Consider the following 26,078-nt stretch of genomic DNA (forward strand, 5'->3'; position numbering starts at 1 on the left):
TTGTTTTCACGTTATGCAAACTGAAGAGTTGGTCCAGCTGGCGGTTGCCGCCCTGGAAGATCTGAAAGGCCAGGACATCACCACCATCGATGTGCGTGGCAAGACCAGCGTCACCGATTACATGATCATCGCCAGTGGCAGTTCCAGCCGGCACGTAAAGTCGCTCGTCGAGAACGTGCTGGAAAAGGTCAAGGAGCAGGGCGTTCGCCCGATTGGCAGCGAGGGCCTGGAGGGCGGCGAGTGGGCACTGCTGGACCTGGACGATGTGGTCGTGCATGTGATGCAGGTGCCGACCCGCCAGTTCTACGATCTGGAGCGTCTGTGGCAGGGCGCTGAACAGAGCCGCGCGCAGCACGCTCACGACGCGGAGTAATCCGTGCGTATCAAGCTGATTGCGGTCGGCTCGAAGATGCCACGCTGGGTCGAGGACGGTTGGCAGGAATATGCCAAGCGCCTGCCATCCGAGCTGCCGCTGGAACTGCATGAAATTGCGCTCAACACCCGCGGCAAGAATGCCGATGTGGCGCGGTTGATTCGCCAGGAAGGCGAAGCCATGCTGGGCAAGGTTCAGCCGGGTGAGCGCATCGTCACGCTCGAAGTGCACGGCAAGCCGTGGAGCACCGAGCAGCTGGCTGCGGAAATCGAGCGCTGGCGGCTCGACGCGCGCAACGTCAATCTCATGGTTGGTGGCCCGGAAGGGCTGGCGCCGGAGGTCTGTGCGCGCAGTGAGCAACGCTGGTCGTTGTCACCGTTGACCCTGCCGCATCCGCTGGTGCGAATCCTGATCGGCGAACAGATCTACCGCGCCTGGACGCTGCTGTCCGGCCACCCTTACCACAAGTAGTTCGCGAAGATGCCGCAACCGATTCAGCTCAAGGATCACGAGAAGGACGCCGTACTGGTGCGCCGGCGCGTGATCGTGGGCCTTGCATTGGTGTTGCTGCTGATCGGCGTGCTGGTGGCGCGGATGTACTACTTGCAGGTGGTGCAGTTCGAGCATCATTCGACCCTGTCGGAGAACAATCGCGTCCATGTGCAGCCGATTCCGCCCAACCGTGGGCTGATCTTCGACCGGCAGGGGCGCGTCATCGCCGATAACCGGCCCAGCTTCAGCCTGACGGTCACTCGCGAGCGTGCCGGCGACTGGAAGGCGGTGCTCGATGCCGTGGTCGAAGTACTGGAGCTCAGCGAGGAGGAACGGGGCCTTTTCGAGAAGCGCGTGCTGCAGGGCCGTCGGCCATTCGAGCCGGTACCGATCATGTACGAACTGTCCGAAGAGCAGATCGCGCGCGTTGCGGTGAACCAGTTCCGCCTGCCCGGCGTCGAGGTAGCTGCGCAGCTGGTCCGGCATTATCCGCAGGGTGCGCACTTCGCACACTCGGTTGGTTATGTCGGGCGCATCAATGAACAGGAGGTCAAGCAGCTCGATCCGGTCAACTACAGCGGCACGCACCACATCGGCAAGACCGGCATCGAGAAGTTCTACGAGGATGAGCTGCACGGCCAGGTCGGCTACGAAGAGGTCGAGACCAATGCCCGCGGCCGGGTCTTGCGCGTGCTCAAGCGGACCGACCCGGTACCTGGCAAGGACATCACCCTGTCGCTCGACCTCGATCTGCAGGAAGCCGCCGAAGAAGCGCTAGGTGGACGCCGTGGTGCGATCGTCGCGCTGCTGCCGGACACCGGCGAAGTGGTGGCGATGGTCAGCCAGCCTAGCTTCAACCCCAATCTGTTCGTCACCGGCATCAGTTTCAAGGATTACGGCGAGCTGCGCGACTCCATCGACCGGCCACTGTACAACCGCGTGCTGCGCGGACTGTATCCGCCGGGTTCGACCATCAAGCCGATGATGGCCGTCGCCGGGCTCGACGCCGGTGTGATTACGCCGACCACCCGGGTCTTCGATCCGGGGTTCTTCCAGTTGCCGAACGTGCAGCACAAGTACCGCAACTGGAACCGCAGCGGCGACGGCTGGGTGGATCTGGATCTGGCCATTGCCCGCTCCAACGACACCTACTTCTACGACATGGCCCACAAGCTCGGGGTCGATCGCATGCATGACTACATGACCCGCTTCGGCCTGGGGCAGCGCGTCTCGCTGGACATGCACGAGGAGACCGCCGGGCTGATGCCGTCGCGCGACTGGAAGCGGGCGCGTTACCGTCAGCCGTGGTACCCCGGCGAAACCGTCATCCTTGGCATTGGCCAGGGCTACATGCAGGCCACGCCATTGCAGCTGGCTCAGGCCACTGCGCTGGTGGCGACACGCGGCAAGTGGATTCGCCCGCACCTGGCACGCAGCGTCGGTGGCCAGCCTCCGGTGGACCCTGACCCGGTGCCGGATATCCAGCTGCGTGACCCGCGCTTCTGGGACTACGCGACGCATGGCATGGAACAGGTGCTGCACGGCGCCCGCGGTACGGCGCGCAAGGTCGGCGACAGCTCGGTCTATCGCATTGCCGGCAAGAGCGGTACCGCCCAGGTGGTCGCCATCCGTCAGGGCGAAAAATACGACAGCGCCAAACTGGCTGAGCGTCATCGCGACCATGCACTGTTCGTCGCCTTCGCTCCGGTGCATGACCCGAAAATCGCCGTGGCGGTGATGGTCGAGAACGGCGAGTCCGGCTCCGGCGTCGCTGCGCCGGTGGCAAAACAGGTTATGGACGCCTGGTTGCTGGACGAGGAAGGTCGGCTCAAGCCAGAGTTCGCACCGCCGGTGACCGCCCAAGGGAATAAGCCATGAGCGGTAATTTCGACCGTACCCTGTCGCGCGAGGATGTGCTGCGCCGCCGCGCCAGCCTGCTGCAGCGCCTTCATATAGATGGGCTGTTGCTGGTGCTTTTGCTGGTGTTGGCGGCGGGCAGTCTGTTCATTCTCTATTCGGCCAGCGGCAAGAACTGGGACCTGGTCATCAAGCAGGGGACCTCGTTCGGGCTCGGCCTTGGCGCCATGCTGGTCATCGCGCAGTTCGAACCGCGCTTCATGGCGCGCTGGGTGCCGCTCGCTTACCTTGGCGTGGTGGCCTTGCTGGTGGCGGTGGAGGTTGTGGGGCATACGGCGATGGGCGCCACCCGCTGGATCAATATTCCCGGGGTGATCCGCTTTCAGCCTTCAGAATTCATGAAGATCATCATGCCGATGACCATCGCCTGGTATCTGTCATCGCGCAGTCTGCCGCCGAGCATCAAGCACACCGCCATCAGCCTGGCGATGATCCTGATTCCCTTCGTGCTGATCCTCAAACAGCCCGACCTCGGTACCGCGCTGCTGATCCTGGCATCCGGTGCGTTCGTGCTGTTTATCGGCGGGCTGCGTTGGCGCTGGATCATCAGTGCGGTGGCCGCCGTGGTCCCCATTGCCGTGGCGATGTGGTACTTCGTCTTGCGTGACTATCAGAAACAGCGCGTACTGACGTTCCTCGATCCCGAAAGCGATCCGCTGGGCACGGGCTGGAACATCATCCAGTCGAAGGCAGCGATCGGCTCGGGTGGGGTTTTCGGCAAGGGCTGGCTTTCCGGTACCCAGTCTCACCTGGATTTTTTGCCGGAAAGCCATACTGACTTTATCATCGCCGTGCTTGCCGAGGAGTTCGGCCTGGTCGGTGTCTGTCTGCTGCTAGTGGTCTATATCCTGCTGATAACCCGCGGATTGGTGATTACGGTGCAGGCGCAGACATTGTTCGGAAAACTGCTGGCCGGTGCGTTGACGATGACCTTCTTTGTTTACGTTTTCGTCAATATCGGTATGGTCAGTGGGCTGTTGCCGGTCGTGGGGGTGCCATTGCCCTTCATTAGTTACGGTGGAACTTCATTGGTGACCCTGCTGTCAGGGTTCGGGGTTTTGATGTCGATCCACACCCATCGCAAGTGGATCGCGCAGGTTTGACGAGAGTGAATTTGTTGACTTCATTACGGCGTGGCTGGGTGGCACGGATGCTTGGGGGCGTGGGCTTGGCCGGCGCCGTACTGAGCAGCCTACCGCTGCAGGCCGCAGACTACAGCGGCCCCAACGTGGACGAGTTCATCGCGGAAATGACCCGCGACTACGGTTTCGCTGCAGAGCAGCTGCGTGACCTGTTCAAGCAGGCCGAGCGCAAGCAGGCGATTCTCGATGCCATTTCGCGGCCGGCCGAGCGGGTCAAGCCGTGGAAGGAATACCGGCCGATCTTCCTCACCGATTCGCGCATCGCCCAGGGCGTCGATTTCTGGCGCGAGAACGACGCTGCGTTGACTCGCGCGGAAACCGAATACGGCGTGCCGGCCGAGATCATCGTGGCGATCATCGGCGTCGAAACTTTTTATGGTCGCAACACGGGTAGCCATCGAGTGATCGATGCGCTGTCGACCCTGGGTTTCGACTATCCGCCGCGGCAACCTTTTTTCCGCCAGCAGCTCAGGGAGTTCCTGCTGCTGACCCGTGAGGAGCAGGTCGATCCGCTGACGCTCAAGGGCTCCTACGCCGGTGCCATGGGGCTGCCGCAGTTCATGCCGAGTAGCTTCCGTGCCTATGCCGTGGACTTCGATGGCGACGGCCGCATCGATATCTGGAACAACCCCACCGACGCCATCGGCAGTGCGGCCAGCTATTTCAAGCAGCATGGCTGGACGGCTGGTGATCCCGTCGTGGCTCGCGCGAACGTGTCCGGCAAAAGGTTCGAGGAGGGCCTGACCGTCGGCCTCGAGTCGCAGAAGAACGCCGGCGAGATGCGTAGCCTGGGCTGGCAGTTCGACAAGTCCGTGGCTGATGAGACGGCCGTGACTGCATTCCGCCTGGAAGGCGCAGACGGCGACGAATACTGGCTGGGCCTGCCGAACTTCTATGTCATCACCCGCTATAACCGCAGCGTAATGTACGCCATGGCCGTGCATCAGCTGTCGCAGCTGCTGGCCGAAGCGCGAGGCGAACAATGAGTGCTTTCTGGACAAGATTGATAGCGTTGGGCGTGACAGGCGCATTGCTGGCGAGTTGCTCGTCGACGCCGGCACCCAGCAGCACGCCGAGCAAGTCGGCCGGCAGCAGTGGTCCTGGCGACTATGCCCGACCGCATAAGGATGGCGCGCCCTGGTGGGACGTGGACGTCTCGCAGATCCAGGACGCGGTGCCAATGCCGCATTACGGGCCGTACAAGGCCAACCCCTATACCGTGCTGGGAAAAACCTACTTCCCCATCAGTGACGGGCGCCGTTATTCCGCTACCGGGACGGCGTCCTGGTACGGCACCAAGTTCCATGGTCAGCCCACCGCCAATGGCGAAAAATACGACCTCTACGGTATGAGTGCTGCGCACAAGACCCTGCCGCTGCCCACCTACGTCAAGGTCACCAATCTGGATAACGGGCGCACTGTGACCCTGCGCGTCAATGATCGCGGCCCGTTCTACTCTGATCGGATCATTGATTTGTCCTTCGCTGCGGCGAAGAAGCTCGGCTTTGCCGAAAGCGGCACGGCGCGGGTCAAGGTCGAAGGGATCGATCCGGAGCAGTGGTGGGCGCAGCAGGGGCGGCCGGTTCCGAGCATGATGGCGCAGCCGCAAATGGCCGCCGCCAAACCCGCCAGCAGCATTGCCCAGCCGATCGAGCAGTACACACCACCGCCTCAGCAGCACGCTGCGGTCACGGTGCCGCTTGAAATCGACGCAAAAAAAAACGCTTCGCCCGCAGCCTCTGGCCTGTTTCTCCAGGTTGGCGCCTTCGCCAATCCGGATGCAGCTCAGTTGTTGAAGGACAAGCTGAGCGACGTGGTGTCTGCTCCGGTGTTCATCAGCTCGGTGGTACACAACCAGCAGACGCTGCATCGGGTGCGACTGGGACCCATCGACACGCCGGATGAGGCCATGCAGCTCGAGCAGAGCGTTCGCCTGGCCAATCTTGGACAGCCGCGGCGTGTCGCTGCCGACTGACCATTTGCAAACCTTGCCTGTTTTACCTGACCAACTTTGAGATTCGGATGAACATCACCAGCCTCGTGCAACGCTTCCTAGTCCTGACTCTGCTGACGGCCGCCCCGACCGTCTGGGCGGCCCAGATCCTGCCGTCGGCGCCTCAGCTGGCGGCCAAGTCCTACCTGCTGATGGACGCGGCCAGCGGTGAGGTGCTGGTCGAGCACAATGGCGACGAGCGTCTGCCACCCGCCAGCCTGACCAAGTTGATGACTGCCTATATCGCCACCCTGGAAATCCAGAAGGGGCAGATCAGCGACAATGACATGGTCACCGTGAGTGAAAAGGCCTGGCGTACCGGCGGCTCGCGTATGTTCATCCAGGTCAATACGCAGGTTTCGGTGGACGATCTGCTGCACGGCATCATCATTCAGTCGGGCAATGACGCCAGCGTGGCGATGGCCGAGCACATCGCAGGCAGCGAAGAAGCCTTCGCCGATCTGATGAACAGCTCCGCCCAGCGTCTGGGCATGACCAATACCCATTTCATGAATGCCACCGGCCTGCCGGACCCGGATCACTACTCCTCGGCTAGCGATATGGCCAAGCTGGCGCGGGCGATCATCTACGAAGATCCGGCGCACTACGCCATCTACGCGCAGAAAGAGTTCTTCTGGAACAACATCAAGCAGCCCAACCGCAACCTGCTGTTGTGGCGCGACAAGACCGTCGATGGCCTGAAAACCGGCCATACCGAAGAAGCTGGCTACTGCCTGGTGGCGTCCGCAGTGCGCGACAACATGCGTCTGATCTCGGTGGTGTTCGGCACCGACAGCGAGCAGGCCCGTGCCGCGGAAACCCAGAAACTGCTGACCTATGGCTTCCGCTTCTTCGAGACCCGCACCTTCTACCAGAAAGGCACCGAGCTGGCTCAGGCGCAGGTCTGGAAAGGCCAGCAGGACAAGCTCAAGGCCGGTCTGGCGCAGGATCTGACCATGACCCTGCCGCGTGGCCAGGTAGAGAAACTGCAGGCGGTCATGAGCTTCAACGGTACGCTCACCGCGCCGATCCAGCAGGGCGACGTGATCGGAAAGGTAGAGGTCAAGCTGGATGACAAGGTGGTGCGCAGCACGGATCTGGTGGCGCTGGAAACCATCGAAGAGGGTGGGCTGTTCCGTCGTTTTTGGGATAGCATTCGCCTGTTCTTCTACAGCTTGTTCAACTGACCACGCTCGAGTGCGCCCTGGCTGATCCCGCCGCGGCGCACGTGCGGATCACGAGTCCGTTACCCCATGACCGATAACCAAGATGCTGCACCCAAGATTGACTTCCCTTGCGAGCGATACCCGATCAAGGTGATCGGCGACGCCGGCGAGGGTTTCCGTGAGGTCGTTATCGACGTCATTCAGCGCCACGCGCCGGATTTCGACGAGACCACCGTTGTCACCCGTGACAGTCGTAACGGTCGCTTTCTTTCACTGCAGGTGCTGATCACCGCCACCGGCGTCGAACAGCTGCAGGCCATCCATGTCGATCTGCGGGCCACTGGCCGTGTTCACATGGTGCTGTGATGGCCCACGAAGTGGGTGTGCGTGAGCTCGGTCTGATCGAATATCGGTCTGCCTGGCAGGCCATGCAGCAGTTCACCAACACGCGTGATGCAGACAGCGGCGACGAGATCTGGCTGCTGCAGCATCCGCCGGTGTTCACCCAGGGGCAGGCCGGAAAGGCCGAACACCTGCTGTTCCCAGGCGATATTCCAGTGGTGCAGGTGGATCGCGGTGGCCAAGTGACCTATCACGGCCCCGGCCAGCTGGTTGGCTATCTGTTGCTCGATGTCCGTCGCCTCGGAATTGGCGTGCGCGAACTGGTAAGTCGCATTGAGCGCAGCCTGATCGATCTGCTCGCCGGCTACGGTGTCGAGGCGACAGCCAAACCGGATGCACCCGGTGTCTATGTCAACGGCGCGAAGATTGCGTCGTTGGGCCTGCGCATCCGCAACGGCCGTTCCTTCCACGGCCTGGCGCTGAACGTGGACATGGATCTCGAACCTTTCCGGCGCATCAATCCCTGCGGTTATGCAGGGCTGCCCATGACCCAGATGCGTGACTTGATCGGCCCGATCGACATCTGCCAAGTGGCCGATAGACTGCGCGAACAACTGGTCCGGCAGCTCGGATACGCGCAACAGAAGACCCTCGCGGGCGGAATTGAAGCATATGAGTAGTGTAGAAACAGCAGGCAAGCGCCCAGCCAAGGTAGAGGCCGGCGTCAAGCTGCGCGGCGCCGAGAAGGTTGCGCGGATTCCGGTGAAGATCATTCCCACCGATGAACTGCCGAAGAAGCCGGACTGGATTCGTGTGCGTATCCCCGTGTCCCCCGAGGTCGACCAGATCAAGCAGACCCTGCGCAAGCACAAGCTGCACAGCGTTTGCGAAGAGGCGTCGTGCCCCAACCTGGGTGAGTGCTTCTCCAGCGGCACTGCGACCTTTATGATCATGGGCGACATTTGCACCCGCCGCTGCCCGTTCTGCGATGTCGGCCATGGTCGCCCGAATGCGCTGGATCCGGATGAGCCGAAGAACCTCGCCCAGGCCATCGCAGACATGCGCCTGAAGTACGTGGTCATCACCTCGGTGGATCGTGACGATCTGCGTGATGGCGGCGCCCAGCATTTCGCCGATTGCCTGCGCGAGATTCGCAAGCTGTCGCCATCGATCCAGCTGGAAACGCTGGTTCCGGACTATCGCGGCCGCATGGATATCGCTCTCGACATCACTGCCAGTGAACCGCCGGATGTGTTCAACCACAACCTGGAAACCGTGCCGCGACTGTACAAGTCGTCACGCCCGGGCTCGGACTTCGAGTGGTCGCTGGATCTGCTGGAGAAGTTCAAGCAGCGCGTGCCGGGCGTACCGACCAAGTCCGGGCTGATGCTCGGGCTGGGCGAAACCGACGAAGAGGTTATCGAGGTCATGCACCGCATGCGCGAGCACGACATCGACATGCTCACGCTCGGCCAGTATCTGCAGCCGTCGCGCAATCACCTGCCGGTACAGCGCTTCGTCCATCCCGATACCTTCGCCTGGTTTGCCGAAGAAGGTATGAAGATGGGCTTCAAGAACATCGCTTCCGGTCCGCTGGTGCGGTCGTCGTACCATGCCGATCAGCAGGCGCATGGAGCCAAGCAGGACTAAATCTGCTTATCGCTTCCGTGGTTCACGAGAGCCGCGCAGACAGCCTAGGGTGTCTGCGCGGCTTTTTCTTCTCCGCCGAATATGCGGCGTCGGAAAGTGTTCGAGATTAATTGCGAAGCGGTTGGCAAGAAATTTGCGGCATTACGCCGCATTAGACTTTGGTCTATAGTGGCGCTCGTTTACACCATGAGGCCAACCGAGGGCCACAGCAGATGAACGAACCCCAGTTAAAGAACCTCCTTGACGATCTGGATGCCGCAAAGGTCGAGTGCGATGCGATGAGTCGCCTGGTCGTGACTCGGCTGGCCAAGCAGCACGTTCCGTACCGGGCGATGTTGGGGCAGGTCGAGCTGGACGGAAAGGTGGTCGCACCGCATTTCTGGGTCGAAACCGACGGTTGCGTGATCGACTACCGCGCTCGCCAGCGCCTTGGCGGTGATCAGCGCGTGCCCCATGGCGTCGTGCCGCGCGAGGCGGTGCAAGCCCATTACCAGGGCAAGCAGGTGGTCATCGACCCGCTGCCGGATTACCTCTATGAGGTAGCCATCAAGCATTGATGGTAACCAACGGTTCTCGCCTGTAGATGAAAGCAAAAGCCCCGGCATGGCCGGGGCTTTTCGTATCTTTCTGTTGTGTTTGGCAATCAGGGTTGGGCGCGCAGACGGCCGAGCAGCTCCTGGGTAGGGTGCCCGTCGGCCGGCCAGCCCAGGCGTTGCTGGAAGCCGCGGATGGCCTTGCGCGTATTGGCGCCGATGATGCCATCCGGTGTGCCCGGGTCGAAGCCTTGGGCGACGAGGCGCTCCTGCAATTCCAGACGCTCGGAGCGACTGAGCGGCTGCTCACCGCGTGGCCAGCTGCCGGCAACCTGTCCCTTGCCTTGGAAACTCTCCGCCAGCAGGCCGATGGCTAGCGCATAGGCCGAAGAATTGTTGTAGCGCAGGATGGCCCGGAAGTTATCCATGATGAGAAACGCCGGGCCCCGATGCCCGGAAGGCAGCAGCAGGCTGGCGTTGGCTTCATCCTGGCCGCTGGGCAGGCCGCTAAGGCCAAGGCGGCGCCACTCGGCAAGTGGCTTACGGATCTCGTTATCGGCCAATGCGTAGTCGAATCCTTTGGGCAGTTGCACCTCGAACCCCCAGGGGTGCCCCTGTTTCCAGCCGGATGCCTGCAGGTAGTGTGCGGCCGAAGCCAGGGCATCGGCTGAGCTGTTCCAGATGTCGCGCTTGCCGTCGCCGTCGAAATCCACGGCGTGGGTGTTGTAGGTGGTCGGAATGAACTGCGTCTGGCCCATGGCGCCGGCCCAGGAGCCGCGCATCTGCTGCGGCGACACATCGCCGTGCTGGAGGATTTCCAGGGCAGCGATCAGCTGGCTCTTGGCAAAGGTCGGACGCCGACCCTCATGGGCGAGGGTGGCCAGCGAGCGGATCACCGATTTGTCGCCCATGATCTGGCCGAAGCTGCTCTCCAGCCCCCAGACGGCAACCAGAGTTTCGCGATCGACGCCATAGCGCGCCTCGATCTTGTCCAGTGTGGCGGCATGCTCGCTGAGCAGGCGCTGGCCGCTGCGCACGCGCTGGGGGGAGATGGCGCCTTCCAGGTACTGCCACACGGGACGAGTGAATTCAGGCTGGCTGCGATCGGCGGCGATCACTGCAGGATCGGGTTCGACGCCGGCGAACGCCTGATCGAAGGTCTTGGAGGAAATACCTGCCGCCAGGGCTTCGCTACGAAACTGATCGCGCCACTGGCTGAAGCTCAGATGAGGACTTTCGGGGACCAGCCCGACCGATGCGGTGTTGCTATGCGCACTGCTTGACGGCGGGGCGTTACTGACCAGAGTGGACTGCGCAAGAGGTTCGGCTGCACAGGCAACGACCAGGCTCATCGCGGACGCGGCAACCAGGGTACGTAGCAGCAGAACGGGAACGAAGGTGTGATACATGCACCACTCTCGAAACGTGTCGTCGGCCGCAGACATTATCACGCTTTGGCGGTGTTGGGTTTTCAGGCTGCCAGAAGGACCGAAGCCTCCCAGTTGGTGGACTGGGAGGCTTCGCGGCGATAACTGCCTTTGCCTTTTTTCGGTGTTTCCTGGCGTTGGCGGAACAGGGGTTGCGCGACCAGGCGCTTGGCCTTGTTCGGCCGTTTCTTGCGTGTGCTCATCCGATTTCCCTCATGGTGGCCCGCTGTCGGGCGAGGGCATCATAGGCCTTGTACAAAAAATGTCCAGTGCGGACCTATGAAGCGTTCTGGCTGCTAGGCGCCGATTCGGCGCCCGCTCAGTTGCAGGCAGATGTCGGCCAGTCCGATCCAGGGGTCGCCGGCCGCCTGGCCCTTGATCTGTTCGTCGATGCGTTGCGCATCCATCAGCAATCGGCTCCAGCCGGCCACGTTGTGCCGTTGCAGTGCCTTGGAAACCAGCGGACGGCGCTTGTCCCAAACCGGCGGTCGGGCTTGACTGAAGGCGCGGTCGAGCGGGATGCCCTGGGCATACTGCTGCGCGATATTGGCCAGCAGGCGCAGTTCGCGCGCCAGCGCCCAGAGGATCACCGGCGCTTCGACCCCTTCACCGCGCAGGCCCTCCAGCATGTGCAGGGCGTGAGCCGCCTGGCCATGCAGAGTAGCGTCGATCAGGCCGAAGACATCGTAGCGGGCGCTGTCGGCGACTGCAGCTTGCACGGTGTCCGCGGTGACTTGGCCGGCTTCGGCAAGCAGTTTGAGCTTTTCGATTTCCTGTGCCGCAGCCAACAGATTGCCTTCAACCCGGGCGGCGATCAGTTCAACCGCCTCCTGATCGGCGGACAGGCCCGCCTGGGCCAGGCGTTGGCGAATCCATTGCGGCAACTGCGCGGCATCTACCGGCCAGATCTGCAGGAACTGCACGTCCTTGCCGTCGATCAGCGCTTTCGCCCATTTGGTCTTCTGCGTGCTGCCATCGAGCTTGGGCAGGCTGATCAGCAGAACGGTGTCCTCGGCCGGGCGCGCCAGGTAGTCCAGCAGCGCAGCGGCGCCCTTGTCCCCGGGCTTGCCGTTGGGAATGCGCAACTCGAGTAGGCGTTTTTCCGCGAACAGCGACAGGCTGGCGCCGGCCTCGATCAGCTGGCCCCAGTCGAAGCCGGTTTCCACATGAAAGACCTGACGCTCGCTGTAGCCCTTTGCGCGCGTCGCGGCACGGATCGCATCGCAGGCTTCCTGGCACAGCAGGTGCTCATCGCCACAGACGACGTAAACCGGCGCTAGAGGGCCTTGCAGGTGTTTGCCGAGCTGAGCGGGGGAGAGCTTCATGATGCGAAGACGGGGGCCTTGAGGCCCCCGTACCTGTTACTGGATGGGCAGCTGGATGGGCGACTGTTGCGGCTGTGCATCCTGGGCGCGGCGGGCTGCTTCCATGGCTTCAGCTTCGGCACGTGCCTTGGCTTCGGCTTCCTGCTGCAGGCGATCGAGCTGCGACGGCGTGATGCGCTGGATGCGCAGGGCCAGTTGTTGCAGCAGCTCGCGGCGCATTTCCTGGCGCAGCTGATCGCCTTCCTGGGACGAGCCGATCAGGTTGTTGCTGTCGTGCACGTAAACCTTCTGTACCTCGATGCTGTCTTCGAGCAGCAGCAGGTCTTGTGGGCCACGGAATTCGTAATCAAGGGTACTGGTCAGTTCGTACTCAGCGCTGCGTGCCGAGCTGGTGTAGCTCGCGGTGCGCTGGCGGGTCTGTTCGTTGGCCAGGTTGAGGCTGTACTTGGCGGCCGGAGTGACGCGTACGCCGTTGCTCTTGAGCAGGTCTTCGAGCTGCTGCACCGTTTCGCCGTAGCTGTTGCGTGCTTGCAGGTTGACTTCCTTGAGGCCGAACTCGACGTCGCCGGTGCCGCGCAGCTGGAAGCCGCAGGCACTCAGCAGCAGTGTCAGGCCCAGCACCATCAGATTCCGTTTGTTCATCTTGTTATCCCCTTGCAGGCCCGGCGCATGCGCCGGGGCCGAATCAGTTAGCGACGATATTGACCAGTTTGCCCGGCACCACGATGACCTTGCGGATGGTCAGGCCTTCGGTAAAGCGCAGCACGTTCTCGTTGCTACGGGCAGCGGCCTCGACTTCCTCGCGAGTGGCGGCGGCCGCTACTTCGATCTGGCCGCGCAGCTTGCCGTTGACCTGCACCACCAGGGTCAGGCTGTCCTGCACCAGGGCGGATTCGTCGACCTTCGGCCATGAGGCATCGATGATCGCGCCCGGCTTGCCGAGTTGCTGCCAGAGTTCGTGAGAAATATGCGGTGTGATCGGCGCGAGCAGCAGGGCAACTGTTTCCAGGCCTTCCTGCAGCAGGGCGCGGTCCTGTTCACTGGCGCTCGCGGCTTTTTCCAGCACGTTCATCAGCGTCATCACCTGGGCGATGGCGGTGTTGAATTTGTGATGCTGGCCGACATCGACGCTGGCTTGCTTGATGGCGAGATGGATCGCGCGGCGCACGGCCTTCTGCTCGTCGCTCAGGCTGGCGGTATCCAGCGCGCCCGCAACGCCTGCACTGACGTGCGCATGGGCCAGACGCCAGACGCGGCGCAGGAAGCGGCTAGCACCCTCGACGCCGGAGTCGGACCATTCCAGGCTCATGTCCGGCGGCGAGGCGAACATCATGAACAGGCGGCAGGTATCGGCGCCGTAAGCATCGATCATGGCCTGCGGGTCGACGCCATTGTTCTTCGACTTGGACATCTTTTCGGTGCCGCCGATTTCCACCGGCTGGCCGTCGCTCGCCAATTTGGCGCCGATGACCTTGGCTTTGGCATCACGCTCGACGACGACGTCAGCTGGGTTAAACCAGTCCTTGCCGCCGTTATCCAGGGTGCGGTAGTAGGTGTCGGCGACCACCATGCCCTGGGTCAGCAGGTTCTTGAACGGCTCGTTGGAGCTGACCAGCCCTTCGTCGCGCATCAGCTTGTGGAAGAAGCGCGCGTAGAGCAGGTGCAGGATCGCGTGTTCGATGCCGCCGATGTACTGATCCACCGGCAGCCAGTGGTTGGCGGCAGCCGGGTCGACCATGCCCTTGTCGTAGTTCGGGCTGGCGTAGCGGGCGAAGTACCAGGACGACTCGACAAAGGTGTCCATGGTGTCGGTTTCACGCTTGGCCGGCGCGCCGCACTTCGGGCAGCTGCATTCGTAGAATTCCGGCATGCGCGCCAGTGGGCTGCCGGCGCCGTCCGGCACCACGTCTTCCGGCAGCACGACGGGCAGTTGGTCTTCTGGGACCGGCACGTCGCCGCAGCTGTCGCAATGGATGATCGGAATCGGGCAGCCCCAGTAGCGCTGGCGGCTAATGCCCCAGTCACGCAGGCGGAACTGGGTACGCGCCTGACCGAGGCCTTTCTTCTGCAGTGCTACTTCGATGGCGTCGAATGCACCTTCGAAATCCAGGCCGTCGAAGAGACCGGAGTTGATCAGCTCACCGTGCTCGCCGTAGGCGTCCTGCCAAGGCGCCGGGGTCTGGTCGCCGGCGCTGGTGCGTACCACCGGCTTGATCGGCAAGCCGTACTTGCTGGCGAATTCGAAGTCGCGTTCGTCATGCGCCGGCACGGCCATGACCGCGCCCTCGCCGTAGTTCATCAGAACGTAGTTGGCGACCCACACCGGCAGCAGCTCGCCGGTCAGCGGATGCTGGACGCACAGGGAAGTGGCCTGGCCTTTCTTCTCCTGGGTGGCAATGTCGGCTTCGGCGACGCCGCCGCGCTTGCACTCGTCGATGAAAGCCTGCAGTTCGGGATCGTTCTGCGCTGCCAGAGTGGCCAGCGGGTGTTCAGCGGCGACCGCTACATAGGTGGCGCCCATCAGGGTGTCAGGACGGGTGGTGAAGACCTTCATCATCCCTTCGCTGCCGATGCTGGCGACATCGTAGGGGAAGCTGATCTCCATGCCGCGCGACTTGCCGATCCAGTTGCGCTGCATGGTCTTGACCTGTTCCGGCCAGCCATCCAGTTCGTCCAGACTCTCCAGCAGCTCATCCGCGTAAGCGGTGATCTTGAAGTAGTACATCGGGATTTCGCGCTTCTCGATCAGCGCGCCCGAGCGCCAGCCGCGGCCGTCGATCACCTGCTCGTTGGCCAGCACGGTCTGATCGACCGGGTCCCAGTTCACCGTGCCGTTCTTGCGGTAGATCACGCCCTTTTCGTAAAGCCGCGTGAATAGCCACTGCTCCCAGCGGTAGTAGTCGGGCTTGCAGGTGGTGACTTCGCGCGTCCAGTCGACGGCCAAGCCCAGACTTTTCAGCTGGGCCTTCATGTAGGCGATGTTCTCGTAAGTCCACTTGGCCGGCGCGACCTGATTCTTCATCGCAGCGTTTTCCGCCGGCATGCCGAACGCGTCCCAGCCCATGGGTTGCAGGACATTCTTGCCCTGCATGCGCTGATAGCGCGCGATCACGTCGCCGATGGTGTAGTTGCGCACGTGACCCATGTGCAGCTTGCCGCTGGGGTAGGGGAACATCGACAGGCAATAGAAGGTGTCCTTGCCTGGCTGTTCGCTCACTTCAAAGGATTTCTGCGCGTCCCAATGGGATTGCGCGGCGGCTTCGATTTCGCGGGGCTGATACTGTTCGTGCATGGCTACTGGCGTTGAAATGGGGGCTGGCTCTCCGCGAATGCGCTGCCGCAGGCTCGGCTGGCAGGCCGGCGGGCCTGGCGCAAACGCGGTCCCGCGGGTTGCGGGCGGAGGCATGGAAGCGCCGTAGCATACATGACCCCCCGCAGCCTAGGGAAACCCGATTTCCGTATCCGGCGGGGGCTCCGTCCGTCGCGCGCGGCCTGAGGGAGTCAGGCTGAGCTACGCTTAATCCAGGGCGGGGCGAAAGCGAGGTGAGTTTGATGAACAGAGAGCCGCAGTCCGACGACGGCAGTGTATATGCGCGGGTGCTGCAGCGATTGAGTTCGGCGTTGCAGGAAGCGGAACGTGGATCGAGTGGCGAGCCAGGCGCCGCGGGCGAGCTGGAGGTGCGTGGCCTTACGCCTGCGGAGTTCGAGCTGATCCGTGCCTATCTCCAGCGTGACTCGCAATGGCTCTCCGGCTGGCATGCCGCCGCGGAAGAGCAAGCTCATCTGACGCGGCAGGCGCTGCGTCCCACGGCACGTGGCGGCTGTCGGCAGCGGAACGGCTCGCGCGCCAGGCATGCCCCGCTGGCATTAAAGCAAACATTGAGCTGCGCGCTGTGCAATTCCGAGGTGAGCTGGCCGGAAGGCGCAGGCCCGGCGGCTTGCCCGGCCTGTGGCTCGCAGCTGCTGCGCGCGCGCCAACGTCTGCATACCTATCCGCGTCATTGAGCCAAGCCTGCGCCGACAAATGCGCCGCCAGCCGCTAGAGTGTCGGCCTTTGCCGGAGAGCTTGGATGCCGATTCGCTATTTCTTCAAGCAACTGCTGCTGCCACCGGGTCTGCTGCTGCTTCTACTGTTGCTTGGCTGGTGGCTGCGTCGCCGCGCGCCTAGGTTGGCTGCGTTTTGCTTTATCAGCGGATTAGCAGGGCTGTGGCTGATGAGTTTGCCCGTCGTGGTCGAATGGACCGCGCGTCTGGTCGAGCGCGAGCCGGCGCTGGTAGAGACGCAGTGGGCGCAGCTGCGTGAAGAGGCTGGCGCCATCGTGGCGCTGGGGGCCGGGCGCGAGCAGAGTGATCCGGCCTGGGGCGGCGATCAGCCCGGCTACACAGCACTGGAGCGCCTGCGTTATGCCTCGCGGCTGGCCAAGGCGTCGGGGCTGCCGATTCTCACCAGCGGTGGCCTGCACTTCGGCCAGCAACCCAGCGAGGCCATGCTCGGCGCGGAGGTTTTGCAGCGTGATCTGGGTGTACCGACTCGCTGGCTCGAGGAGCGCAGCCGCACGACCTGGGAGAACGCAGTTTTCAGCGCCGAGATGCTGCGCGCCGCCGGCATCGAGCGCGTGGTATTGGTCACCTCGGCATCGCACATGCCGCGCTCGCGCTGGTGCTTCGAGCAAAACGGTATCGAGGTGATCGCTGCGCCGGTGGGCTTCATGGGCGTGCCCAATGGTCGGCCGTTGAATGGCTGGTTGCCGGAGGCCAAGGCCTTCTGGCAGAACGGTATGTTGCTCAATGAGGTCGTGGGGATGGCCGTCTACCCGCTGGTTTATAGTGGCGTGGCCGAGTGAGTCGATTTCGCCGCCGTGGTGGTGCGTGCTCCAGGCTCCAAAGGCCCGGGCAGAGAACCTGCAGGGCGGCTTTCAAGTCCACCTACAGCTTGCGCATTCTCAGACCACGGCCCGGCGCCTGATCAGCGCCCAGCCGAGTAGCAGCACGCACAGCGCAATCAACGGCCAGGAGCGCCAACGCAGATAGGGTGTCAGGCCCTGCATCGCGGCAACCTCGCCATACAGCACGGCTTGTTCGAACTGGGGAATCTGTTCGGTGATCTGACCGTAAGGGTCGATCAGCACGGTGATCCCGTTGTTAGTCGCGCGGATCATCCAGCGCCCGGCTTCCAGAGCGCGCATCTGTGCCATCTGCAAGTGTTGCAGCGGGCCGATGGAGCGGCCGAACCAGGCGTCGTTGCTCACAGTCAGCAGCAGGTCGCTCTGCGCCGCGAGGCCGGCAGCGAACTCCGGATAGACCACCTCGTAGCAGATGTACGGGGCAATCTGCAGCCCCCTGGCCTGCAGGAGCGGCTGGCCGGCTTCACCGCGGGCGAAGTCGGACATCGGCAGATCGAAGAAGGCGATCAGGCCGCGCAGCAGATCCTGTAGTGGCACGTACTCACCGAACGGCACCAGTTTCTGCTTGAGATAGGTGCCGCTAGCATCACCGGCGGTGGTCAGACCGTTGTAATAGCGCAGATCCCCGTCGGCATTGGGTTGGCGTACCGGCACGCCGGTGATCAATGCCGAATCGCGCTGTTCGGCGAAGCCGGCCATCATCTTCAGATAGCCCTCAGCGTGTTCCTTGAGGATCGGCACAGCTGTCTCCGGCCAGACGATCAGGTCTGCCGGGCGGCTGCGAAAGGTCATGTCGCGGTACAGCAGCAGCTGCATTTCCAGCTTTTTCGGATCCCACTTCATGCTTTGCGCGACGTTGCCTTGCACCGCGGCGACGGTCAACGGCTCGCCTTTGGGCGTGGTCCAGGCATGCCCGTTCAGCAGCGGCGCGGCAATCCAGGGCACCGCCAGCAGCACGATGGCCAGCGCCAGACGCGGCTTCTCGGTACGCAGACGAGGTAGCGCGACCAGCAGCGTCGCGCTCAGTGCGATGGCAAAGCTCAGCAGCCAGACGCCACCGAGCGGAGCCAAGCTGGCCAGCGGGCCATCCAGCTGGCTATAGCCGATGTACAACCAGGGGAAGCCGGTGAGAACCCAGCCCCGCAGCGCATCGAACGCCAGCCAGAGTGCGCTGAAGGCCAGCGCGTCACCGAGCGCGGAATGGCGATTGCGCAGCAGGCGCACCCATAGCCAGCCAAGCAGCGCGAAGAACAGTGCCAGCCCGGCGACGAAGCCAAGAGTGAGCAGGCCGGCCAGGGCCGGCGAGGCCGCACCGAAATCATGAATGCTCACATAGACCCAGCTGACGCCCGAAGCAAACAGACCGAAGCCATAGCACCAGCCGCGCTGTGCCGCCTGCTTCGCTGCGGTATCCCGCAGGCCGAGGTACAGCAGCGCCACCGACAGCAGGGCCAATGGCCAGATGTCGAAGGGCGCCAAGGAGAGGGTGGTCAGCGTGCCGGCGACCAGCGCCAGCAGATTGCCCGGCCAGCCGGGGCGGGTGATCCAATGCATGGAGGTTCCTTGCGCAATAGATGCGGGAGGGGAGGCTAAGGGCAATGGGGCGGCCGGGCAAGCCGGTTCGGCGCGAGCTCCGCGCAGGCTGGCTGCGCGGGGTTGCTCGGTCGCGTTCTACGCGCTTTCCGTGCGGCTCAGACGCAGCATGTGCACGCGGCGACTATCGGCGTTCAATACGCGCACGCGAAAGCCGTCGATCTCGGTCACCTCGTTGCGCTTGGGCAGGTGACCGAAGGTGCTCATCACCAGGCCGGCAACGGTATCGAATTCGTCGTCGGGAAAGGCGCTGCCGAAGTACTCGTTGAAGCTGTCGATCGGTGTCAGTGCCTTGACCAGGAAGTCGCCGCTGGGCAGCGGGCGGATATAGCTGTCTTCCTCGACGTCATGCTCGTCCTCGATATCGCCGACGATCTGCTCCAGCACGTCCTCAATGGTCACCAGGCCGGCCACGCCGCCGTATTCGTCGATGACAATGGCCATATGGTTGTGGTTGGCGCGGAACTCGCGCAGCAGGACGTTGAGGCGCTTGGATTCGGGCACGAACGTGGCTGGGCGCAGCAGATCCTTGATGTCGAAATTCTGCTGGTCCTCCTTGAGGATCAGTGGCAGCAGATCCTTGGCCAGCAGCACGCCGATCACTTCGTCCAGGCTTTCACCGACGACCGGATAGCGCGAATGCGCGGCGGCGATGATGGCCGGCAGGAATTCGCGTGGCGACTGATCGGCGCGGATGCTGATGACCTGCGAGCGCGGCACCATGATGTCGCGTACCTGCAGGTCGGCGACCTGGATGGCGCCTTCGACGATGGCCAGTGCTTCGTTGTCGAGCAGCTTGTTCTGATGGGCTTCGCGCAGGACTTCCAGTAGCTCCTGGCGATTCTTGGGTTCATGGGCAAAAGCCTGGGTGATTCTTTCCAGCCAGGTCTTCTGCCCGCTGATCGATCGATCTTCGCTCATGTCGTTGACTCAAGAGTCCTTGCAAGTGCCCGAAACGGGCGATTCTTCGGCATAGGGGTCGGGATGACCCAATTCGGCCAGCAGCTGACGCTCCAGATCTTCCATCTCCTCGGCTTCGTCATCATCGATGTGATCGTAGCCGAGCAGGTGCAGGCAGCCGTGAATGACCAGGTGCGCCCAGTGCGCCGTCAGCGCCTTGCCCTGTTCTGCCGCCTCGCGCTCGACCACCGGTACGCAGATGACCAGATCGCCGAGCAGCGGAATATCCAGCAGCTCATCGGGGACATCGGCCGGGAACGACAGCACGTTGGTCGCGTAATCCTTCTGGCGCCAGGTGCGGTTGAGCTCGCGGCCCTCGTCTTCGTCGACGAGGCGAATGGTCAGTTCGGAGTCACCGCTGCGCTGGCGTAGCGCCAGTTCGCACCAGCGCTGCAGATCGGCGAGCGCCGGCGCAGCGCCGGAGCTGGCGCACTGTAGGTCCAGCTCAATCATCGGTGGCGTCCTGTGCCGCACGCTTGCTGGCCGGAGACTGGCGGTCTTCGAAGGACTCGTAGGCCTCGACGATGCGCTGTACCAGCGGATGACGAACCACATCCTTGGGCTTGAAATGGGTGAAGCTGATGCCGTTGACGTCCTTCAGCACCTCTATGACATGCGCCAGGCCGCTCTTGGTGCCGCGGGGCAGGTCGACCTGGGTGATGTCGCCGGTGATCACCGCGGTGGAGCCGAAGCCGATCCGCGTGAGGAACATCTTCATCTGTTCCTGGGTGGTGTTCTGGCTTTCATCGAGGATGATGAAACTGTTGTTCAGCGTGCGGCCGCGCATGTAGGCCAGCGGCGCGATCTCGATGACCTGCTTCTCGATCAGGCGGGCGACGTATTCGAAGCCAAGCATTTCATAAAGCGCGTCGTACAGCGGTCGCAGGTAGGGATCGATCTTCTGCGCCAGGTCGCCGGGCAGGAAGCCGAGCTTTTCGCCAGCCTCGACTGCCGGGCGTACCAGCAGGATGCGCCGTACCTGCTCGCGCTCCAGCGCATCCACCGCGCAGGCCACCGCCAGGTAGGTCTTGCCGGTACCCGCCGGGCCGACGCCGAAGTTGATGTCGTTGTCGAGGATGGCTTTGACGTAGCGCTGCTGGTTGGCGCCGCGCGGGCGGATCATGCCTTTCTTGGTGCGCAGGGCGACGCCCTGATGGGCATTCGGATTGGCCAACTCTTCCATCCCGGATTCCTGCAGGTACAGATGCACCATGTCGGGAGAGAGTTCGGTGTTCTTGGTTTCTCGGTACAGCCGACGCAGCAGCTGCTCGGCAGATTTGGCCACGTCGGTCGGGCCGATCAGCTCGAACTGATTGCCGCGATTGCGGATTTCCAGCTCAAGACGCTGTTCGATCAGGCGCAGATGCTCATCGAATTGGCCGCAGAGGTTGGCGAAGCGACGGGCTTCAAAGGGTTCAAGGGTAAAGCGATGCGGTTCTATGGGTGCGTTCAAGGGCTTTATTTATGGCCGTGGTCGGCGAAATGATGGGGGAAGAATAGCGCCGCGGGCGCAAAGCGGAAAGCGCTGGTGGTCGCGGCCCCATTGCATATAGGGGCCGCGACTGCGTTTCTCAAGACAGCAAGGTGCCACGCAGCGAGTGAGGCAGCGCATCGTCGATGTGCACGTCGACGAATTGGCCGATCAATCGAGGGTTGTCACAGCGGAAATTGACGATGCGGTTGTGCTCGGTCCGGCCTTGCAGCATGCCCGGGTCCTTCTTCGAGTAATCGCTGACGAGGATGCGCTGGGTCGTGCCTACCATCCGTCGGCTGTTTTCGAAACCCTGCTGGTTGATGCGCTGCTGCAGGATGGCCAGGCGCTGCTTTTTGACCTCGTCCGGCGTGTCGTCAACGAGATCGGCTGCTGGCGTGCCGGGGCGGGCGCTGTAGACGAAGGAGTAGGAGAAGTCGAAACCGACGTCTTCGATCAGCTTCATGGTCTGCTCGAAGTCCTTGTCGGTCTCGCCGGGAAAGCCGACGATGAAGTCCGAACTGATCAGGATGTCCGGCACCGCTGCCCGCAGCCGGCGGATGCGCGACTTGTACTCCAGCGCGGTGTGGTTGCGCTTCATTGCCGCGAGGATGCGGTCGGAGCCGGCCTGCACCGGCAGGTGAAGGTATTTCACCAGCTGCGGAATGTCGGCGTGGGCCTGAATGATGGCGTCGGAAAACTCTAGCGGGTGGCTGGTGGTGTAGCGAATCCGGCCGATGCCTTCGATCGCAGCGACCGCGTGCAGCAGGTCGGCGAAATCATGCCCGTCGTGGCGGTAGCCGTTGACGTTCTGTCCCAGCAGGGTGAATTCCTTCACGCCGTTCTCGGCGAGGTGGACGATTTCCGCCAGCACGTCGGCCAGCGGCCGGCTGACTTCCTCACCGCGGGTGTAGGGCACCACGCAGAAGGTGCAGTACTTGCTGCAGCCTTCCATGACCGAGACGAAGGCGCTGGGGCCGTCGACGCGCGGCTCGGGCAGGCGGTCGAACTTCTCGATTTCGGGGAAGGAGATGTCCACCTGCGGCTTCTTGGTGGTGCGCGCGGCGTCGATCATTTCCGGCAGGCGATGCAGCGTCTGCGGGCCGAAGACCACGTCGACATAGGGCGCGCGGTCGCGAATCGCCGCGCCTTCCTGGCTGGCCACGCAGCCGCCGACGCCGATCACCAACTGCGGGTTGTCCAGCTTCAGTTCGCGCCAGCGACCCAGTTGCGAGAAGACCTTTTCCTGAGCCTTTTCGCGAATCGAGCAGGTATTGAGGAGAATCACGTCGGCTTCAGCCGGGTTCTCGGTGATTTCCATGGCCTGGTGTTCGCCCAGCAGGTCCACCATGCGCGAGCTGTCGTACTCGTTCATCTGGCAGCCATGGGTTTCGATGAAAAGCTTGCGGGTCATGTTACGGGCCGGCGTTGTGCAAAAAATGACCGGCGATTATATGCCCACGGCCGAGCAGGGGAAAGCGCAGGCGGATGCCGCAGGGTTTTGTGACGTTCAGGGGATCAGCGGCGCGTCGGCTGCCTGCAGCTGCATCAGGTAGTCACGGAAGATCTGGCCGAGTACCTGGGTGGCGATTTCCAGCTCGTCGCGGCGCATCTGCGCGGAGACCCGGTCGGCGGTATCCAGTGCATCGTCCTCGCCGTTGACGGCAGCCATCTTCAGCACGATGTAGGCTTGCACGTTGTTGGCCTTGACGCCCTCGCCACGGAAGAACATCACACCCAACCGGTGCTGCGCGGCCCCATGACCACGCAAGGACGCCTGCTCGAACCAGTACAGCGCCTTGGCCAGATCGCGCGGTGCGCGGCGACCGTCGTAATGGAACTCGCCCAGCTCGTAGGCAGCCTGCATATCGCCTTCGCTGGCAGCCTGCTGACAGCTGCGCAGGGCTTCGGGCAATTCTTCGGGAAGCGTATCGAGCGCGCAGCGGGCAGTCGCCGGGATCAGCAGGGTGTTCCCGCCGGCGATAGCCGTGAGAGGCGAGAGAAGCAGCAGACAGCCCAAAGACAGGATGCGGCCGGTGCGGATCATGAAAATCTGGCGCCTCGAGGAGCAGGGCGGTAATGAAAGGCTGGAACGAGCCAGCCGTCACATTATGGATAAGCTGCAGTCTGCTTACAAAGCCTTTAACCGCCTGCCATCGGCTTTTTATGTGGCTGCCGGCTGGTCCTCGGTCGCGCTGCCCGGCAGGTGTACCAGCAAGGCGGCGATAAGCGGGCTGGCAATTGCCAGAAGCAGCGGGCGCAGTTCGCTGAGCGGATTGTCTATCAGCAAGCTGTTTGGAAGCGGCGCGGTGCCGAGTAAGAGGACGCCGGCTGCCAGTCCTACGGCGGTCGGCAGGCTAGCGGGCCATTGCAGTGCAGCGGCATAGGCCACCAGCAGTGCACTGGCCAGCATCAGGCCGAATGCGTAGGGCTCGCTCCAGCCGAGCTGTCGCGCCAGCTCGAAGAACACGCACAGACCCAATATCGCACGCCCCCAGTTCGGCCGGCTCCAGCGCCAGCGGCGTGCCAGGGTCAGCGCCGCCGCTGCGATCAGCGGCAGACCGAGCAGCAGGCTGGCGCGCTCCAACCACTGATGGGCTTCCTCCAGGTCGATGCCGATCAGGCTGGCGGCGCCGCACGCGCCACTCGCCGCTGCGAGGATGAGGCCAAGCATCGCGCTGAACAGCGCCGGCTGGTCCGCTTCGCCGTAGTGGCGCCGAGCGCGGCCGATCCACACCGCGCTGACGCCCGCCGCGAGGAGCAGCAGTACCGCTTGCAGCAGCTGCATCGTCTCGCTCACTTGAGTTTGGCGAAGGCGCGCTCGGCGGCCTCCAGGGTGATCGCCAGCTCGGCATCGCCATGGGCGATGGAGGTGAAACCCGCCTCGAATGCACTCGGCGCCAGGTACACGCCGCCTTCGAGCATCAGATGGAAGAAGCGCTTGAAGCGATCGGCATCGCTGGCCATGACATCACCGAAGGTGACGATATCGTCGGCGCCGCTGAAATACAGGCCGAACATGCCGCCGACCTGGGTGGTGACGAAGGGGATGCCGGCAGCATCGGCGCGGTCCTGCAGGCCCTGCAGCATACGGCTGGTGTAGGCGCTCAGCTCGTCGTGGAAGCCTGGACGGCTGATCAAGCCCAGCGTGGTCAGGCCTGCGGCCATGGCCAGCGGATTGCCGGACAGGGTGCCGGCCTGGTACACCGGGCCGAGCGGCGCGATGTGTTCCATGATGGCGCGCTTGCCGCCGAAGCAGCCGACCGGCATGCCGCCGCCGATGATCTTGCCGAAAGTCGACAGATCCGGCGTTACGCCGTAGTAGGCCTGGGCGCCGCCGAGGGCGACGCGGAAACCAGTCATCACCTCGTCGAAGATCAGTACCACGCCATGCGCATCACACAGGGTGCGCAGGCCTTCGAGGAAGCCCGGCGCCGGCGGCACGCAGTTCATGTTGCCGGCGACTGGCTCGACGATGATGCAGGCGACCTGCTCGCCCTTTTCCTGCAGCGTGGCTTCGACTTCGGCGAGGTCGTTATAGGCCAGGGTCAGCGTGTGCTTGGCGAAATCCGCCGGCACGCCGGCCGAGCTCGGCACGCCCTGGGTCAGTGCGCCGGAGCCGGCTTTCACCAGCAGGCTGTCGGAGTGGCCGTGGTAGCAGCCTTCGAACTTGATGATCGCGTCGCGGCCGGTATAGCCGCGGGCCAGGCGGATCGCGCTCATGGTCGCCTCGGTGCCGGAGCTGACCATACGCACCATCTCCATGGACGGCACCAGGCGGCAGACCAGCTCGGCCATCTCGGTTTCCATGGCGGTTGGCGCACCATAGGACAGGCCGTGTTCGAGCTGGCGACGCACGGCATCCAGCACTTGCGGATGGCTGTGGCCGAGGATCATCGGGCCCCAGGAACCGACGTAGTCGACGTAGCGCTTGTCGTCCTCGTCGATCACATAGGCGCCTTCGGCGTGCTTGAGGAACAGCGGGGTGCCGCCGACGCTGCGGAACGCGCGAACGGGTGAGTTGACTCCGCCCGGGATATGGGTCTGGGCGCTGGCGAAAAGGGTTTCGGAACGGGACATGCGGGCCTCGCAAAACAAGGGCGGACCGCCGTGCTGCGGTCCGCCGTGGCGGAATTCAGGGGGCGATGAACAACTGGCTGAACGCGCGAGCGCGGCGTTCGACCTCGGCCGGGCTCTCGGCGGCGAACAGGGCATGGACGACGGCGATCATCTGTACACCTTCGGCGATCAGTGAAGGCGCGGTGTCCAGGGTGATGCCACCGATTGCAACGACGGGCAGGCCGATGCGGGTGCGGGCTTCGCGCAGCAGCTCGGGATTGGCCGAGGGTGCACCCGGTTTTGTCTGTGACTGAAAGAAGCGGCCGAAGGCGACATAGCTAGCACCGTCACGCGCGGCCTGTTCGGCCAGGGGCAGCTGTGCATGACAGGTGGCGCCGATGATTGCCTGGCGGCCGAGCAGGGCGCGGGCCGCGGCGAGCGAACCATCCTCCTGCCCGAGGTGCAGGCCGACGCCCAATCGGGCGGCCAGTTCGGCGTCATCGTTGATGATCAGCTGCGCACCATGCCGGGCACAGAGTTCCTGCAGCGCGTCGGCTTCGCGTAAACGGCGGGCTTCGTCGCTGGATTTGTCACGGTACTGCAGCAGCCGGGCGCCCCCTTTCAGAGCGGCTTCGACGTAAGGCAGCAGGCGGCCTTCGGCGAGCAACTTGCTGTCGGTGATGGCGTACAGGCCGCGCAGGCGAGTCGATTCCTTCATACGCTGCTCTCCA

The 26,078-nt window shown here is 63.3% G+C and carries 27 protein-coding genes; 13 read left to right on the top strand and 14 right to left on the bottom strand.

The genetic code is table 11. The features are described 5' to 3' along the window. Positions 1-13 precede the first annotated feature (13 nt). The 11 genes from rsfS to UIB01_RS02325 all read left to right on the top strand — a co-directional run bounded on the left by rsfS (position 14) and on the right by UIB01_RS02325 (position 9,632). Positions 14-373: a ribosome silencing factor gene (gene rsfS, locus UIB01_RS02275; protein ID WP_038656484.1), complete on the top strand. Its 360-nt coding sequence runs from the start codon at positions 14-16 to the stop codon at positions 371-373. Positions 374-376: 3 nt separating this feature from the next. Continuing rightward, complete coding sequence (gene rlmH, locus UIB01_RS02280) at positions 377-844, top strand: 23S rRNA (pseudouridine(1915)-N(3))-methyltransferase RlmH (RefSeq protein ID WP_014818954.1); 468 nt, start codon at positions 377-379, stop codon at positions 842-844. A 9-nt stretch (positions 845-853) separates the two neighbouring features. After that, positions 854-2,743 carry a penicillin-binding protein 2 gene (gene mrdA / locus UIB01_RS02285; RefSeq protein ID WP_038656487.1) on the top strand — a complete coding sequence of 630 codons (1,890 nt, stop codon included), beginning with the start codon at positions 854-856 and terminating at the stop codon, positions 2,741-2,743. Then, the gene (rodA, locus tag UIB01_RS02290) at positions 2,740-3,885 is read left to right on the top strand and encodes a rod shape-determining protein RodA (RefSeq protein WP_038656489.1); all 1,146 of its coding nucleotides are present in this window, start codon (positions 2,740-2,742) and stop codon (positions 3,883-3,885) included. The genes mrdA and rodA overlap by 4 nt, the downstream gene beginning before the upstream one ends. Before the next feature lie 47 nt (positions 3,886-3,932). Then, positions 3,933-4,910: a lytic murein transglycosylase B gene (gene mltB / locus UIB01_RS02295; RefSeq protein ID WP_038656491.1), complete on the top strand. Its 978-nt coding sequence runs from the start codon at positions 3,933-3,935 to the stop codon at positions 4,908-4,910. Beyond that, the gene (locus tag UIB01_RS02300; protein WP_038656493.1) at positions 4,907-5,899 is read left to right on the top strand and encodes a septal ring lytic transglycosylase RlpA family protein; all 993 of its coding nucleotides are present in this window, start codon (positions 4,907-4,909) and stop codon (positions 5,897-5,899) included. The genes mltB and UIB01_RS02300 overlap by 4 nt, the downstream gene beginning before the upstream one ends. Positions 5,900-5,946: 47 nt before the next feature. Further along, the gene (locus UIB01_RS02305; protein ID WP_038656495.1) at positions 5,947-7,104 is read left to right on the top strand and encodes a D-alanyl-D-alanine carboxypeptidase family protein; all 1,158 of its coding nucleotides are present in this window, start codon (positions 5,947-5,949) and stop codon (positions 7,102-7,104) included. Positions 7,105-7,170: 66 nt separating this feature from the next. After that, complete coding sequence (locus tag UIB01_RS02310; protein ID WP_038656497.1) at positions 7,171-7,449, top strand: DUF493 domain-containing protein; 279 nt, start codon at positions 7,171-7,173, stop codon at positions 7,447-7,449. Next, positions 7,449-8,105 (top strand): lipoyl(octanoyl) transferase LipB, encoded by a 657-nt coding sequence (lipB, locus tag UIB01_RS02315; protein WP_038656499.1) that lies wholly within the window; start codon positions 7,449-7,451, stop codon positions 8,103-8,105. The genes UIB01_RS02310 and lipB overlap by 1 nt, the downstream gene beginning before the upstream one ends. Next, positions 8,098-9,075 (top strand): lipoyl synthase, encoded by a 978-nt coding sequence (lipA, locus tag UIB01_RS02320; RefSeq protein ID WP_038656501.1) that lies wholly within the window; start codon positions 8,098-8,100, stop codon positions 9,073-9,075. Before lipB ends, lipA begins: the two co-directional genes overlap by 8 nt. A gap of 212 nt (positions 9,076-9,287) precedes the next feature. Beyond that, positions 9,288-9,632, top strand: a complete 345-nt coding sequence (locus UIB01_RS02325) for a hypothetical protein (RefSeq protein ID WP_038656503.1) — start codon at positions 9,288-9,290, stop codon at positions 9,630-9,632. A gap of 86 nt (positions 9,633-9,718) precedes the next feature. Here the strand turns inward: UIB01_RS02325 and UIB01_RS02330 are convergent, their stop codons facing one another. The 5 genes from UIB01_RS02330 to leuS form a co-directional block, all read right to left on the bottom strand. Further along, the gene (locus tag UIB01_RS02330) at positions 9,719-11,017 is read right to left on the bottom strand and encodes a lytic murein transglycosylase (protein ID WP_038656505.1); all 1,299 of its coding nucleotides are present in this window, start codon (positions 11,015-11,017) and stop codon (positions 9,719-9,721) included. A gap of 62 nt (positions 11,018-11,079) precedes the next feature. Beyond that, positions 11,080-11,238 (bottom strand): alternative ribosome rescue factor ArfA, encoded by a 159-nt coding sequence (gene arfA, locus UIB01_RS02335; protein WP_038656507.1) that lies wholly within the window; start codon positions 11,236-11,238, stop codon positions 11,080-11,082. Positions 11,239-11,331: 93 nt separating this feature from the next. After that, positions 11,332-12,360, bottom strand: a complete 1,029-nt coding sequence (gene holA / locus UIB01_RS02340; protein WP_038656509.1) for a DNA polymerase III subunit delta — start codon at positions 12,358-12,360, stop codon at positions 11,332-11,334. Positions 12,361-12,396: 36 nt separating this feature from the next. After that, positions 12,397-13,002 carry an LPS-assembly lipoprotein LptE gene (locus tag UIB01_RS02345; RefSeq protein WP_038656511.1) on the bottom strand — a complete coding sequence of 202 codons (606 nt, stop codon included), beginning with the start codon at positions 13,000-13,002 and terminating at the stop codon, positions 12,397-12,399. Between the two features lie 43 nt (positions 13,003-13,045). Next, a complete protein-coding gene (leuS, locus tag UIB01_RS02350) occupies positions 13,046-15,652 on the bottom strand; it encodes a leucine--tRNA ligase (protein ID WP_038656513.1) in 2,607 nt (868 codons plus the stop codon). 260 nt (positions 15,653-15,912) lie between these two features. Here leuS and UIB01_RS02355 point away from each other — a divergent pair, with 260 nt between their 5' ends. Beyond that, entirely contained in the window at positions 15,913-16,365 is a 453-nt protein-coding gene (locus tag UIB01_RS02355) for a hypothetical protein (RefSeq protein WP_180983543.1), read from the top strand. Between the two features lie 65 nt (positions 16,366-16,430). After that, positions 16,431-17,204 (top strand): YdcF family protein, encoded by a 774-nt coding sequence (locus tag UIB01_RS02360; RefSeq protein ID WP_038656515.1) that lies wholly within the window; start codon positions 16,431-16,433, stop codon positions 17,202-17,204. A gap of 99 nt (positions 17,205-17,303) precedes the next feature. On the opposite strand, the gene lnt is transcribed toward UIB01_RS02360, so the two are convergent. The 9 genes from lnt to thiE form a co-directional block, all read right to left on the bottom strand. After that, on the bottom strand, positions 17,304-18,818 hold the full coding sequence (lnt, locus tag UIB01_RS02365) for an apolipoprotein N-acyltransferase (RefSeq protein WP_038656517.1): 1,515 nt from the start codon (positions 18,816-18,818) through the stop codon (positions 17,304-17,306). Between the two features lie 117 nt (positions 18,819-18,935). Then, the gene (locus tag UIB01_RS02370; protein WP_015275519.1) at positions 18,936-19,778 is read right to left on the bottom strand and encodes a CorC family transporter; all 843 of its coding nucleotides are present in this window, start codon (positions 19,776-19,778) and stop codon (positions 18,936-18,938) included. Between the two features lie 9 nt (positions 19,779-19,787). Next, a complete protein-coding gene (gene ybeY, locus UIB01_RS02375; RefSeq protein ID WP_038656520.1) occupies positions 19,788-20,270 on the bottom strand; it encodes an rRNA maturation RNase YbeY in 483 nt (160 codons plus the stop codon). Then, positions 20,263-21,270, bottom strand: coding sequence for a PhoH family protein (locus tag UIB01_RS02380; RefSeq protein WP_038656522.1), 1,008 nt, complete (start codon positions 21,268-21,270; stop codon positions 20,263-20,265). The genes ybeY and UIB01_RS02380 overlap by 8 nt, the downstream gene beginning before the upstream one ends. A 118-nt stretch (positions 21,271-21,388) precedes the next feature. Beyond that, positions 21,389-22,702 (bottom strand): tRNA (N6-isopentenyl adenosine(37)-C2)-methylthiotransferase MiaB, encoded by a 1,314-nt coding sequence (miaB, locus tag UIB01_RS02385; protein ID WP_038656524.1) that lies wholly within the window; start codon positions 22,700-22,702, stop codon positions 21,389-21,391. Positions 22,703-22,798: 96 nt separating this feature from the next. Continuing rightward, the gene (locus UIB01_RS02390) at positions 22,799-23,335 is read right to left on the bottom strand and encodes a tetratricopeptide repeat protein (protein WP_038656526.1); all 537 of its coding nucleotides are present in this window, start codon (positions 23,333-23,335) and stop codon (positions 22,799-22,801) included. 117 nt (positions 23,336-23,452) lie between these two features. Next, a complete protein-coding gene (locus tag UIB01_RS02395; protein ID WP_038656528.1) occupies positions 23,453-24,076 on the bottom strand; it encodes a hypothetical protein in 624 nt (207 codons plus the stop codon). A gap of 8 nt (positions 24,077-24,084) precedes the next feature. Then, positions 24,085-25,368, bottom strand: a complete 1,284-nt coding sequence (hemL, locus tag UIB01_RS02400) for a glutamate-1-semialdehyde 2,1-aminomutase (protein ID WP_038656530.1) — start codon at positions 25,366-25,368, stop codon at positions 24,085-24,087. A gap of 55 nt (positions 25,369-25,423) precedes the next feature. Further along, positions 25,424-26,065 (bottom strand): thiamine phosphate synthase, encoded by a 642-nt coding sequence (gene thiE, locus UIB01_RS02405; RefSeq protein ID WP_038656532.1) that lies wholly within the window; start codon positions 26,063-26,065, stop codon positions 25,424-25,426. Between the last annotated feature and the right edge of the window lie 13 nt (positions 26,066-26,078).

The sequence above is a fragment of the Stutzerimonas decontaminans genome (assembly GCF_000661915.1).
GTDB lineage: Bacteria > Pseudomonadota > Gammaproteobacteria > Pseudomonadales > Pseudomonadaceae > Stutzerimonas > Stutzerimonas decontaminans.